Origin of the sequence: Corticimicrobacter sp., from assembly GCF_040137905.1 — a bacterium.
Classification (GTDB): domain Bacteria; phylum Pseudomonadota; class Gammaproteobacteria; order Burkholderiales; family Burkholderiaceae_B; genus Corticimicrobacter.
On the sequence record NZ_JBEFDG010000011.1, the window covers coordinates 1 to 12,235 of the forward strand.

Below are 12,235 nucleotides of genomic sequence, written 5' to 3' on the forward strand. Positions count from 1 at the left end.
GCGCGCTGGGCGCTGCGTCGAGCGTGGTGTTGAACAACCTGCTGTCGCAACTGGAGTCGAGTTCAGGCGATGCGCTGAGTCCTTCGGAGAAGGAAGCGCGGGTCAATCTGGTCAAGACGCTGGTGGCGGGCGTGACGGCAGCGGCAGGTGGGGATGCTGCTGCGGCGACCGTGGCTGCTACGTTGGAGACGGAGAATAATGCGCTGTCCAACGAGAGAGGCGTGGCGCTGCTGGATGAAGCTGGCAAGGCGTTGTATGAGAAATTGAGAGACGCCGGTGTCGGTAGTGCCGATGATCTTCAGGCCCGATTGAAGGCTTGCAATGGAGAGAGTGGCTGCGAACAGGAGGCGAGACAGGCGTATCGAGATGAACTGGACAAGGCTGGAAGCCTGCTGGTGGCCATGTCACGTGCAGGTGATCTGAGCGAAGAGGAATACCAGTTACTGGTGACAAGCTACGCTCGGGCCATGATGGCAGGCTTGAAGCAAGCGCAGGATGAGTCAGGTGGTTCTGGCTGGTTGGGTGATATATACGACGCGTCAGCAGTAGACTGGTCACCAGCAGGGCTGCTGTCCAATCCCTATGTGGCGGCGATCAGAAGTGGTCAGTTGATTGCGCAATGGCAGTCGGAAGGGTTAAGTGCAGAACAAATCGAGGATCGCCTCCGGCAAGATGAGGTGCTGGGTTCTTATCTCGGGGTTACTGATCGGAATGAGATCGTTGCGCTGATCGACAGGGGGGTGACAGGTGACGATGTTCTGGCTGCTGCTGTTGGTGCTGTTTTTAAGAAAGCTGTCAATAATGCGGTAGCAAAGTATGGATCAACCAATAATTTCAATAAAAATGAATTGGGAGGTTCTGAAAGTCTTGAATATAAGCCTGCTTCTTATCATGGCCGGACTGATAGTTTATTGAAAAGTCGAGCTCCTGCTAACGGGCAAGCTGCTCTTGATTATTCTATTCAAGTGAAAAGCACATCGCCGCGCAGAGTAGGGATTGATTACAGCAACAAAGAGTTTGTTGTTTTTGATAAAACAATTGGTGCTGAGTACCATGGACATGTCCGCGCATGGAAAGATTTACACCCGGATATGAGAAATGCTTTAATAAGATCTGGAATGGCTGATTCTAAGGGAGCTATCTTGCCTGGGAGGTGAATGTGTTTTTTAAGTTTAAAAATGAGAAAGATGGTCTTGATAGTGCGCTCGCTAGGGGGGATATTAATGAAATATGCGAAAGAATTGTTTATATAGCATTTTATTGTCCGGATTGGAGGTGGGCTCAAGATTATTGTTTGATTTTGCTGGATTATAATTCGAAAGATGTTAAGGGGGTGGCGGCGACATGTTTGGGGCATGTCGCTAGAATACATCGTAGACTTGATAAGGATAGGGTTTTAAATGTGTTGCGGGAGCATTTGAGCGATCTTGATATTTCTGGTCAAGTTGAGGATGCTATTGATGATATTGAGATTTTTTTGGATGGTTAGTTTGGATGCGACGTCTCCCTGAGATTGAGTAGCATCAGGATTTGGAGTCCAATCAGCCCATGCAGGAGATTGGACATGAAGAAGCGATTCACAGAAGAACAGATCATTGGATTTCTACGGGAGGTTGATGCGGGCCTGCCAATCAAGGAACTGTGCCGTCAGCACGGATTCTCCGAAGCCAGCTACGACCTCTGGCGCAACAAATTCGGCGGCATGAACGTCTCCGACGCCAAGCGTTTAAAGGATCTGGAAGTCGAGAATGCCAGGCTGAAGAAGTTGTTGGCAGAATCACTGTTGGAGAATGAAGTTACCAAGGAAGCCCTGAGAAAAAAGTGGTGAGCGCACCATCCCGACGAGAGTTGGTGCGCTACATGATTAATCGAGGACTGAGTGAACGCCGTGCGCTGCGCGTCATTGGGATGAGCGCGAGCTCCTATCTCTGGAAATCGCGAAATATGGGGGGGTACCCTATTACTGTTAGTGATAATGGGTATGTTGTGGGGGCTAATTTGGGAGGGGGCGATTAAGTGAGAAGGATTAAGTTAATGGCTGATTATTATTGTCATCCGTTATGGGATGTCTCTCCAGAAAATTATGGTGATATATCTCCTGAGAGTTTGCCAATATCTTGTGAATTAAAAAAAGCATTGCGGAATGGGCCGGGCGGTACGATGCAATTATAAATATGGATGATCCGGTATCCTCTGGATTTGAAAGTGAGAGAGAAGAAGAACTATTTGTAAATGATGGATATAGATTGGCTCAACTTCTACGTGATGAATTGGGCGATGATTATGAGATTATTTATAATTGTTAGGTGAAAATTTTTCACAAAATGATTTTGTGTTGTGTTTTTTATGGTAAGGCTTTGTATTTAAATGGAAATAATTTTTTAAATAACTATTTCTATGGTTTTTTTGTTGTGATATTTTTTGTTATTTAATTTTATTCAATTTTAATGCGCTAAGGCTGATCTTTGACAAGGAAAAGATTGAGGCGGGATTTGAGATTGCGAGCGAGGCGAGCCGTCAGGTAGGTCCGTTCCTGACGAATCGAGCGCGGGAAGCTGATGCCGAAGTCAAGAACCTGGAGCAGCAACTGGCGCAAGAGCGCAGCCGCCAGCCGGGCCAGCAGGACGGACAGCGCATCGCAGTGCTGGAGCAGCAACTGCAGGATGCGCAGGGCTGGTTGCCGGGCGGCGACCAGCCCTGCGCATCCTGACTGCGGTCACGGCGGCGCTGAGCGGCAACGTGACGGGCAGTGGCGCGGAGGTACTGCGAGCAGCGTCAGTGAATTACCTGCAAGGGCTGACGGCGCGTCAGGTCAAGCTGATTGCAGACAGCCTGGACTCGGAAGTGGCCCGTACTGCGCTGCATGCGGTGGCCGGTTGCGCAGGCGCTGCGGCACAGGGAGCAGGCTGCGGCAGTGGCGCGCTGGGAGCAGCGTCGAGCGTGGTGTTGAACAACCTGCTGTCGCAACTGGAGTCGAGTTCAGGCGATGAGCTGAGTCCTTCGGAGAAGGAAGCACGGGTCAATCTGGTCAAGACGCTGGTGGCGGGCGTGACGGCAGCGGCAGGTGGAGATGCTGCTGCGGCGACCGTGGCTGCTGCGTTGGAGACGGAGAATAATTATCTGACACATGCGCAGGTTGATGGTTTTGCCAATCGAGCCAGAGGGTGCGAGTCTAGAGGCGATTGCGAAGAAATCATCAAGGAGATGGAAAGCCTCAGCGTCAAACAGCAAGATGAATTGATGGCTCTATGTTCAGTCGATTCTCATGCATGTCAGGCACGATATGGTGATCTTGTTGCAGAGCGCATGTTGTTGCGGGAGGCGATGGATCGCTTGATGGCAAGTGATGCGGTTCCTAGCGGCATGAAAAATGATATGCCGGCGCTGCTGCATCAACAGCTTGAGATTGAGGGGGTGATAAATCAGAAAGCGTTTGCTGATGAATTGATGGCGCGCTATGACTTGGATGATAGCCAAGCCATGGAGATAGCCAGTGCTGCACTGTCTGCGTTAGGAACGACTATCAGGAGTGGCATTCGAGGCAGGGGGCCGACGAGTGCTGTACCTGTTCCGGAGCCAGTTATTGCATCAAATGGATTGACCTATAAATCTCATACTAAACATACTTTGGGACAACCAGGCTCCGGACCGAATGCTGGGGTGGAACCACGTAACTCTTTGGCTCTTTTTGAAAAATCTGTTCCAAGTTTAATATCTTATCCAAAAAAGGAAGTGAGATATGCCGTTGACTCAGATGGGAATCTGCACAGGTTTGAAGCATCGAACGGAGAGTTTCATTGGAATGGCAGTACAGGAGATTTAAGAAATAAACTAGATATTTCTAGTGTTCCGGCTGGGAACTTAAGGCAACTTGGGGTTAGAAGATGATTTTTGGAAATCCATATTTGTTTTCTATAAGATTTGATGTGGTAAAGGATTGGACTGTTCCTGGTGATACATGGAAAACAGGTGTTTTAGATATTTGTGTTGGAGGGGATTTGGCTTATATAGGCTTGGATGCGCTTGAACTTAAAACATCATTAGGTACTTTTGTCGGGATGGGGGAGGTTATTGAAAATGAAGTTTTTGGAGATCCCGATTTGTCGGCAAAGGATTTTTATTTCAGGTCGAGAAAATATTGGTTTGATGATGGCGAGGCAGTAAGGGGGGCTGTGGATTTGACTTGTACGTCCATGCAGGATAAAGGGGGGATGTTGATTTTTATGAAATGTGAGAAATTTGATAGACTTGTTTGGACTAATGATAAAGGGGTTTCGGTTTTTGAGAGGCACCTGCCTTTGGGTACGGTAATAAATGTTTTGAATGAAATTCCTGATATGGATGTGATTTTTGAATCATAATTTGTATCGAAGCTCAATGCGCTGAGGCCGATCTTTGACAAGGAGAAGATCGAGGCGGGATTTGAGATCGCGGGGGAGTTCCAGCGTCAGGCAGGTCAGTTTTCGCTGAATCGCGCAAAAGAGATCGAGGCACTGAATAAAAAAGCCAATGATGCTTCCTCGTCTCGGGAGGAGAGGGCGCTGGCGCGTTCGGAGAGCGTGCAGTTAATCGGCAGTGGGGGCCGGGCGGGACGTATCGTCAGATACTGATGGCTGTTTCTGCCGGTGCAGGTGGCAATGTGAGCGGCGGCGTGGGTCAGTTTGCCCAGGCAGCGGCAGTGAATTATCTGCAAGCGCTGGGCGCAGAGCAGGTCAAGCTGTGCCGACTCGCTGGGTGGAGGCACCCAAGCGGAAGCGGCTCGCTCGGCACTGCATGCCATTGTGGGATGCGCGGGTGCTGCAGCGAATGGTTCAGGCTCATGTGGGGCAGGCGCTCTGGGAGCGGGGGCCAGCTCGGTGCTGAATGCGCTGTTGAGTCAGTCCAACTCGGATAGTCTGAGTCCGCAAGAAAAGGAAGCCCTTCTGAAATCAATGCCCATGGTCAAAAAATAGCTGACGAGATCTTGAATAATCCGGAGATTACCGTAACCTATAAAGATACAGGTAGATTTGGGAAGGTCATGGATTTAATTGTCCCTGGTGGTCGTGGACTTCGCTACGATTCAAATGGGAAATTTATTGGTTTATTGGAGCTGCAAAAAAGATGATTGTATTGTCTACTGTTATAGCAAGCCCTCCAGATAGAGAAAATTGTGTATTCGAAATTTGGGCAGGGTCGAGTCAGTTGGCTGAGGTGTCGCATGAGCCAGGAAGACCAATGGAAATAGAAATTTACTCTCCGGCTGAGGGAGATAAATGGACGTTAAAAATTGAAGACTTTATGACTGTTTTGCCTCAGGCGACTAAGGATTTAGCCTCTCAATCGACGTCTCCCCGAGATTGAGAGCGCAAGGATTCAGACTCCAATCATAGGGGTTTTGCATGAAGAAGCGATGCACGAAGCGCAGATTACGTTTGCACTAAAACCGCACTCATCAGGCAGCCCGCTGTGTAATCACCTCCAGCAAGACCGCCTTTTCAGCCGCATCAATCAGATAATCAGAATTTCCCACGCAATGTCAGCATGAAACTGCGCGGCGTACCGTAGTTGTTGCGATTTTCGATATACCCCGGATACTCGTAGTAGACCTTGTCGAACAGGTTGTTGACATTCAGTGCTGCTGTCCAGTTCGATGTCAGATCGTAGGCGACCCGCGTGTTCCATACGCTGTAGGATGGGCGGCGCAGGTTGGAAATGCCATTGGTCAGGGCGCTTTGCCAGTTCACGCCCAGGCCCATGCTCAATCGGTTCCATTCGCCCGGCAGGCGGTATTCACTCCAGAGGCGCAGCAGGTGGCGCGGCGTTTCTTCGCTGAAGGTTTGTCCTTCGCGATCCGGATCACGCAGGTATTTGTTGCGGTTGTATGTATAGCCAGCGGCCACTTGCAATCCCGGCAGCAGTTCGCCATTCAGTTCTGCTTCGAAACCCTGGCTCCTGACCTTGCCTGCCGCACGCGAGCAATAGCTGCCGTTGCAGATCGGCCCTGCGGCATAGTCCTGCACGGCACGGTGGGTCTGGTCGATGCGATACACGGCCAATGAGGCCGTGAGCTGCCCCTCCATCAGATCGCCCTTGATGCCGGCCTCGTAGTTGGCTCCCACGATGGGCTCCAGGATACTGCCGTCCTGCGTGGTTGCCGTTTGCGGTTCGAAAATATCGGCATAGCTGGCATACAGCGCCCATTGTGGCGAAAGTGCATAGACCGCGCCCAGGAACGGCGTGAATTCTGCGCTGGCCTTGCTCTTGCTGACATCGCTCCAGGTGGCTGCCTGCGTGGTATAGCGGCTTTCGAACCAGCTCATGCGCCCGCCCGTGATCAGTGTCAGGTCTTCGGTCAGGCTGCTGCGCAACTGGGCATAGATGCCTTTCTGCACGTGTGGGTCATAGCGTGACAGGCGCTGCGAGTCGGGGAATACATCCGGCTTGGCAATGCCTGAGTCAGGGTTGAAGACATCCAGGGGCGCGTAGTTGGAGTTGTATTCGATGCGGTCGCTTGATGTCAGGCGCGACATGCTGGCACCCACCAGCAGATCCTGGGGCATGCCCCATACGCTGAAGCGGCCGTTTATGTTGGCATCAAAGCCGAAATGCTCGCTGGATTTGTCGTAATTCCAGGCGTTGCGCATGGCACCGGTCAGTGTCGCGGGATCTACCGCGCCGGTCGCGTCCAGTGCCGAGGTGATGCTGGTTTCCCTGGCATGGCTGGCGGCGATTTTCAGCCGCCAGTCGCTGTTGAACTGGTGTGTCAGATCGGCAAAGACCTGGGTTTCGTTGCGGTCCCACTGGTTCCAGTCTGCCCCCAGGAAAGTCGAGCGTTTCAGGCCTAGGTCGCTGCCATCGCTGAAGCGAGGCAGGCCACCGAAAAAGGGCGTGGAGCGCAGCCTCGATACCAGTACGCCTGCGCCCAGCGTGGTGTCGGGCGTCAGGTCGTAGTCCAGGGCCAGGTAGAGGTTGGTGTTGCGCTCCTTGACCTTGTCGATGAATGATCCCTTGTCGTCATAGTCGAGTACGGCGCGGGCGCGCAAACTGCCATCCTGGTTGAGCGCGCCACCGGCGTCCAGCATGGCACCCAGGTGATCCCAGGAGCCCGCACGGGTTTCGACCCGGATCTGTGTGTCGGCGGTTGGCCGCTTGCGCACCAGATTGACCGAGCCGCCTGGCTGGCCGGCCCCTTCGAACAGGCCTTGCGCGCCCCGGAAGACTTCGACACGATCCAGGTAGGCGGTACTGGCGGTAAAACTGTTGCCGACGGCATAGAAACTGCGGGACAGGGGCACACCGTCATACTGGATATTGCTGATGGTGAATCCGCGTGAGTAGAATTTGCGCCCGCCATCGGCGACCTCACTGATGGTCACGCCCGTGGTGTTCTCCAGGACGTCGCTGAGGGTGGTCAGGTTCTGGTCGGTCAGCCGCTGCCGGGTGATGACTGTGACCGATTGCGGAATGTCGATGAGTGCCTGTTCGGTCTTGCCGATGGTTGCGGCTCTGGCCGCATACGATTGCGAGTCTTCTGTCGTGGCATTGTGGGTACCCGTGATCAGCACGGGAGCCAGCAGGCTGGCCGAGGGGGACGGGTTCGCCTCGATGCGGATGCCGCCTTCGACATGCGCTGCGCGGTAGCCTGTACCCGACAGCAGGATACCCAGCCCCTGGGTGACATCGTAGCGGCCATCCAGGCCGGTGCTGCGCAGGCCACGCAATTGTTGGGCCGAATAGATCAGCGAGATGCCGGCCTGTCGTGCAAATGCGGCCAGGGCATCGTCCAGCGGACCGGCGGCAATGTTGAACGGGTAGGTGGTCTGTCGGTGGGTCGAGGCGGTGGCTGGCTGGGCTTCGGCCGTATGGGGAGCAAGGCTGGTCAGGGCGACCACCAGCGACAGCAAGACGATGGGCGAAGACTTGCAGTGCGCGCGCGTGGTCGCCTGGCTGGATGACGCAGCCATGGACTGGAGACAAATGGGCTTCACGAAAATGGTTCCAAAAGGGGCGGTTGATATGGGGCAGTGCGCACTGCTTCAACCTGTATGACGGATGAATCCGCCCATCCCCTCAAAAAAATCAGCCCCTGGCGCGTACGTGGGTCTGTGTGCCGCCCCACCATCGGCGCGTGATCTGGATTTCAATCGGCAGATTCTGGCTCAACAGTGCCAGTACCTTGCGGGTGTCACTGAGCTGGAACACGCCCGAGACCGGCCATTGCGCAACGGCGGGATCGCAGGTGATGGTGCCGTGATGGCGCGACAGTTCGTCGAGGAACCGGGCCAGTGCCATGTCGCGCACGGACAGTTCTCCCTCGGTCCAGGCGGCTGCATCCATCCTGGCATCATCCGGCAGGGGCATGACCTGGGCGGGCGTCATCAGGGCGGCGTCGCCGGCATGCAGCGTGGCCAGTGCCGTGTCGCCAGGGCTGTCATGGGGCCATAGCGAGACGGCTCCTTCATCGACGGCGACTTCGGAATGGGTGTCGAGCAGGCGCACGCGGTAGCGCGTGCCCAGGGCCTGGGCGCGACCGTCGCGCGTCTGTACGAACAGGGGACGTCCTTGTGGATCGTGGCCCGACGTCAGGTAGATTTCGCCGGACAGCAGTTCGATACGGCGGAACTGGGGCGTAAAAGCAATATTGACGGCAGTATCGGTGTTGAGCAGCAGAATGCCGCCGTCTGGCAGCGCGATGCGATGGCGCTCACCGCGTCGTGTAGAGGCATCTGCCAGCACATGCTGGACAGCGGATGTGCCGTGCAGACGCCATGCCAGCAGCCCGCCCGTGGTCAGAATGCCCAGTGACATCAGCGCCTTGCGGCGTGCCGTCCGTCGCTGTGCGGCTTCGGCCTGGCGCAGGACATGGGTTGCCGCCAGCGGAGGCAGGCTCGCTGCGGGCCGTTGCAGGTGGGAGCCAAGCGCCTGCAGGCGTTCCCACACCACCGCATGCATGGGGGCGGCCTGTTTCCAGGTCTCGAAGGCCTGCCAGTCCTGTGCGTTGGCCGTGTTGTGCTGTAGCCGGATGCGCCAGGCGATCGCGGCATCCAGGATGGCCTGCTCACTGTCCATAGGTGAGGCGGTAGCAGTGTTGCAGCGCCTGTGCCAGGTAGCGTTCGACCGTGGCGACGGATTTGCCGATCTGGCGGGCGATCTGCGGGCAGCTCAGGCCATCCATCTGGGCCAGCAGGAATACCTCGCGGACCAAAGGCTTGAGGCGACCCAGCATCTGTGCGATCTGTTCAAGCGACTCAAGGATCAGAAAGCGCTCTTCTTCGGAGGGCCAACTGGCCTGGGGATGGTTGTGCAGTACGGCCAGGTAGGCACGCTCGATTTCCATCCGGCGCCAGTGATCAACCACCAGGCGATTGGCAATGGTACGCAGGTAGGCGCGTGGTTCGCGCAGTGTCGTGTCGGTTGCGGTTGCCTTATCGGCCGACAGCAGGCGCACGAAGGTGTCCTGGGCCAAGTCTGCCGCCTGGTGGGCATCGCCCAGTTTCAGGCGCAACCAGCCTCGCAGCCAGTCGTGATGGTCACGGTACAGCGTGGAGACGATGTCATGGGAACGGGCGCAGGACTCGGCGGACATCGGGGATGCAGGCAGGAAACTCTGTGAGTGTGAATTGTTTCCATTAATGATAAGCGGCAGGCCGCGCCCCAGTCAAACGGATCCGGGGCGGGTGTTGCGTTTGTGAGTGAAGTATCGCTCAGTAGGGGCCAGCTGTATCCAGCGCACTGCGAATGGCGGCCGCCAGCTCGTTGATTTCGAACTTGGCCACATAGCCATTGGCACCGACCTTGCGCACATGATCCTCGTTGGCGCTGCCTGAAAGCGACGAGTGGATGATGACGGGCAGGTTCTTCAGGAAATTGTCGGACTTGATATTGCGGGTCAGGGTAAAGCCATCCATCTCCGGCATTTCCAGGTCGGTCAGCACGAAGGCGATCTTGTCCGAGATCGGCTTGCCTTCGGCCTTGGCTTCCTGGGCGATGACCTTGATCCGGTTCCAGGCCTCCAGCCCGGTGATATGCATGGAAAACGGGATCTCCATGGCGTTGAGGCCCTGCTCGAGCAGGGTGCGCGCCACGCGCGAGTCTTCGGCCACGATGGCGACGGAACCCGGCTTGATATCGAACTGGTTGGTTTTGACCTTTTCGATGCCGCTGGTGCGGTCGGCAGGAATGATGTCATACAGGATCTGCTCGACATCGAGGATCTGGGCCAGGCGGCTGGTGGACTGGTCGCTGTCGAGGCGGGCGATGCTGGTAATGTAGCTGCTGCCCACGCCTGATTCGGCGGTCAGCACCTGGCTCCATTCCAGGCGGATGATGTCATCCACGGACTCCACGGCAAAGGCCTGGACGCTGCGGGCGTATTCTGTAATCAGCAGGATGTTGAGGCCGGTCTGCGGTGTGCAGCCGGTCACGGCGGGCAGGTCGATCACGGGGATGATCTTGCCGCGGATGTTGACCATGCCAAGGATCGGCGGGCGCATGCCGGCCGCCTTGGTCAGGGTCGGCATGGGAACGATTTCGCTCAGCTTGAAGACGTTGATGCCGAACAGTTCCGAGTGCCCCTTGTCGGGCGCAGCACCGAGCCGGAACAGAAGCAACTCGAACTTGTTGGCGGAAGTAAGGTTGGTCCGTTCCTCGATTTCTTTCTGAAAATCGTCCATGCTGTCCCCAGGCGCACACCACGTATCGTTGCGCAAAAATTTGAAACATCTACCCTACCGCTGGCAGATGGTGGCGTCAACAGACTTCTCTGGATGTGGGGTGCGCGCAAAAGGGGCTTGACGCCGATCAGGCGACGATGCGGAAATCGATCACGATGGCACCCGGTTCGCGAGTGACATATTCGATCTCGATCCGGTCGCCGAAGTAGTCCACCAGTTGCTGCAGCAGCGGCAGGGGATCATGGTCGTTGCAAAAGCGCATGGCTTCGCCGGGCTGCAGGGCAGAGAGTGCACCGAAAATGGCTGCGTGCCGGAAGCGCTTGGCGACGCCACGAGCGTCGAAAGGGTAGATGTTTTCGTTGAACATGGGCAGTGCGTGGTCGGTCATGCTGATTTTTCCGGTGAAAGGGGATGGAGGTGCAGGCCAAGCAGCGCAAAGCCGCTGGCCGGTGAAGAGGCCGGCTGGGTCTCGATGGCCCGGGCCGGTTCGATATGACGCGTCCGGGCCAGTGTGGTCCGGATCAGTGTGTCCAGGGCCATGCGCGACATGCCGGCACCCGGACAGGCGTGGATGCCGGCACCGTAGAGCAGGTTGGCGGCCGGAGAGCGTGCCGGGCGGCATTCCAGCGGGGCGTCAAAGACGCTGGCGTCACGATTGGCTGCGCCCCACATCAGGGTCAGCCGGGCACCTGCAGGCAGATCGATGCCGGCCAGGGTGCAGGCCCGAGTGGTGATGCGGCGGTTGGACGGCAGGGGCGCATGGATGCGCAGGATTTCATCATTGGCAGCGGTGATGTCCTCGGGTTGCCTGCGCAGTGCCGATTGCAGGTCCGGGTGCGTGGCCAGCCAGTGCAGCAGGATGCCGGCACTGGCCGCGATGGTGCCCAGCTCGCCGACCGTCCAGTTGCGCAGGATGCTGACCAGCACGGCATCATCCAGCGGCTGGCCATCCAGGGTGCTGTGCAGCAACGCCGTGGTGATGTCATCGGGAAACGCGTCGCTGCGGCTGCGCCGCTCGGCCAGTATGGTGCGGATCGTGGTGTCGAATGAATGGGCAACCGCCTCCAGCGCCTGTGGATCACCAGAGGCCACAGCGGCATTTTTCTGTTGAATCCAGTCCTGCAACGGCGTGTGGCGTGAGTCGTTCCATCCCAGAAAGGCGCATTGCAGGCGCAGCGCGAAGGGATCGGCCAGCCCTGCCATGGCTTCGATGGCATCGCCATGAGCCAGTGTGCCGACCAGGTCGTCGCAGATGGCCTGGCAGCGTGGGGCCAGTTCTGCCATGCGTGCAGCAGAAAAATGCGGCTCGATCAGTGCCCGGTAGCGGCTGTGTTCAGGTGGATCCATGCCGTTGGGCACGGCCAGGTGGCGCGATACGCGACTGCTGAAAGTGTCGTGATCGGCCAGGATGCGACAGACCTCGGCATGGCCGGTGACGACCCAGCCACCGGCTCCATCTTCGGTAAGCGGGGCGGCGTGAAGTGTCGAGTCGTGAGTCATGGGCCTGTTCCTGTCGCAGACGCTGCGGTGAGGGCATCAGGATAGGCGGGCGGCGGTCTGGGGCGGAATGATGAAGGTCA

Annotated in this window: 11 protein-coding genes and 3 pseudogenes; 7 read left to right on the forward strand and 7 right to left on the reverse strand. The window is 56.5% G+C overall.

Annotated elements, in window-relative coordinates:
* The 4 genes and pseudogenes from ABN482_RS01240 to ABN482_RS16435 form a co-directional block, all read left to right on the forward strand.
* Positions 1 to 1,157: pseudogene (locus tag ABN482_RS01240) on the forward strand (hypothetical protein); the annotation flags it as partial.
* Positions 1,158 to 1,159: 2 nt separating this feature from the next.
* The gene (locus tag ABN482_RS01245; RefSeq protein WP_349502285.1) at positions 1,160 to 1,489 is read left to right on the forward strand and encodes a hypothetical protein; all 330 of its coding nucleotides are present in this window, start codon (positions 1,160 to 1,162) and stop codon (positions 1,487 to 1,489) included.
* Between the two features lie 75 nt (positions 1,490 to 1,564).
* Positions 1,565 to 1,935, forward strand: a pseudogene (locus tag ABN482_RS01250) (transposase); the annotation flags it as partial.
* An 81-nt stretch (positions 1,936 to 2,016) separates the two neighbouring features.
* Positions 2,017 to 2,306: pseudogene (locus ABN482_RS16435) on the forward strand (immunity protein CdiI family protein).
* Positions 2,307 to 2,452: 146 nt separating this feature from the next.
* Here the strand turns inward: ABN482_RS16435 and ABN482_RS01255 are convergent.
* A complete protein-coding gene (locus ABN482_RS01255) occupies positions 2,453 to 2,656 on the reverse strand; it encodes a hypothetical protein (RefSeq protein WP_349502286.1) in 204 nt (67 codons plus the stop codon).
* Positions 2,657 to 2,778: 122 nt separating this feature from the next.
* Between ABN482_RS01255 and ABN482_RS01260 the strand changes: the two genes are divergently transcribed.
* From ABN482_RS01260 to ABN482_RS16440, 3 genes are all read left to right on the forward strand, one after another.
* Positions 2,779 to 3,888 carry a VENN motif pre-toxin domain-containing protein gene (locus ABN482_RS01260; RefSeq protein WP_349502287.1) on the forward strand — a complete coding sequence of 370 codons (1,110 nt, stop codon included), beginning with the start codon at positions 2,779 to 2,781 and terminating at the stop codon, positions 3,886 to 3,888.
* Positions 3,885 to 4,361, forward strand: coding sequence for an Imm42 family immunity protein (locus ABN482_RS01265; RefSeq protein ID WP_349502288.1), 477 nt, complete (start codon positions 3,885 to 3,887; stop codon positions 4,359 to 4,361). The genes ABN482_RS01260 and ABN482_RS01265 overlap by 4 nt, the downstream gene beginning before the upstream one ends.
* Positions 4,362 to 4,963: 602 nt before the next feature.
* A complete protein-coding gene (locus ABN482_RS16440; RefSeq protein ID WP_502877213.1) occupies positions 4,964 to 5,107 on the forward strand; it encodes a hypothetical protein in 144 nt (47 codons plus the stop codon).
* 391 nt (positions 5,108 to 5,498) lie between these two features.
* Here the strand turns inward: ABN482_RS16440 and ABN482_RS01270 are convergent, their stop codons facing one another.
* The 6 genes from ABN482_RS01270 to ABN482_RS01295 form a co-directional block, all read right to left on the reverse strand.
* Positions 5,499 to 7,970 (reverse strand): TonB-dependent siderophore receptor, encoded by a 2,472-nt coding sequence (locus ABN482_RS01270; protein ID WP_349502289.1) that lies wholly within the window; start codon positions 7,968 to 7,970, stop codon positions 5,499 to 5,501.
* Between the two features lie 91 nt (positions 7,971 to 8,061).
* Complete coding sequence (locus ABN482_RS01275; protein WP_349502290.1) at positions 8,062 to 9,051, reverse strand: FecR domain-containing protein; 990 nt, start codon at positions 9,049 to 9,051, stop codon at positions 8,062 to 8,064.
* A complete protein-coding gene (locus ABN482_RS01280) occupies positions 9,041 to 9,568 on the reverse strand; it encodes a sigma-70 family RNA polymerase sigma factor (RefSeq protein WP_349502291.1) in 528 nt (175 codons plus the stop codon). Before ABN482_RS01280 ends, ABN482_RS01275 begins: the two co-directional genes overlap by 11 nt.
* A gap of 118 nt (positions 9,569 to 9,686) precedes the next feature.
* Positions 9,687 to 10,655 carry a chemotaxis protein gene (locus ABN482_RS01285; RefSeq protein ID WP_349502292.1) on the reverse strand — a complete coding sequence of 323 codons (969 nt, stop codon included), beginning with the start codon at positions 10,653 to 10,655 and terminating at the stop codon, positions 9,687 to 9,689.
* Positions 10,656 to 10,782: 127 nt separating this feature from the next.
* Positions 10,783 to 11,043 carry a DUF2249 domain-containing protein gene (locus ABN482_RS01290; RefSeq protein ID WP_143857661.1) on the reverse strand — a complete coding sequence of 87 codons (261 nt, stop codon included), beginning with the start codon at positions 11,041 to 11,043 and terminating at the stop codon, positions 10,783 to 10,785.
* Positions 11,040 to 12,155, reverse strand: coding sequence for a cytochrome P450 (locus ABN482_RS01295; protein WP_349502293.1), 1,116 nt, complete (start codon positions 12,153 to 12,155; stop codon positions 11,040 to 11,042). Before ABN482_RS01295 ends, ABN482_RS01290 begins: the two co-directional genes overlap by 4 nt.
* Between the last annotated feature and the right edge of the window lie 80 nt (positions 12,156 to 12,235).

What these genes read in the sequence shown, in the direction of transcription:
- ABN482_RS01265 (WP_349502288.1), top strand. Translation starts at nt 3,885, where the DNA reads ATGATTTTTGGAAATCCATATTTGTTTTCTATAAGATTTGATGTGGTA.
- ABN482_RS01275 (WP_349502290.1), bottom strand. Translation starts at nt 9,051, where the DNA reads ATGGACAGTGAGCAGGCCATCCTGGATGCCGCGATCGCCTGGCGCATC.
- ABN482_RS01280 (WP_349502291.1), bottom strand. Translation starts at nt 9,568, where the DNA reads ATGTCCGCCGAGTCCTGCGCCCGTTCCCATGACATCGTCTCCACGCTG.
- ABN482_RS01285 (WP_349502292.1), bottom strand. Translation starts at nt 10,655, where the DNA reads ATGGACGATTTTCAGAAAGAAATCGAGGAACGGACCAACCTTACTTCC.
- ABN482_RS01290 (WP_143857661.1), bottom strand. Translation starts at nt 11,043, where the DNA reads ATGACCGACCACGCACTGCCCATGTTCAACGAAAACATCTACCCTTTC.
- ABN482_RS01295 (WP_349502293.1), bottom strand. Translation starts at nt 12,155, where the DNA reads ATGACTCACGACTCGACACTTCACGCCGCCCCGCTTACCGAAGATGGA.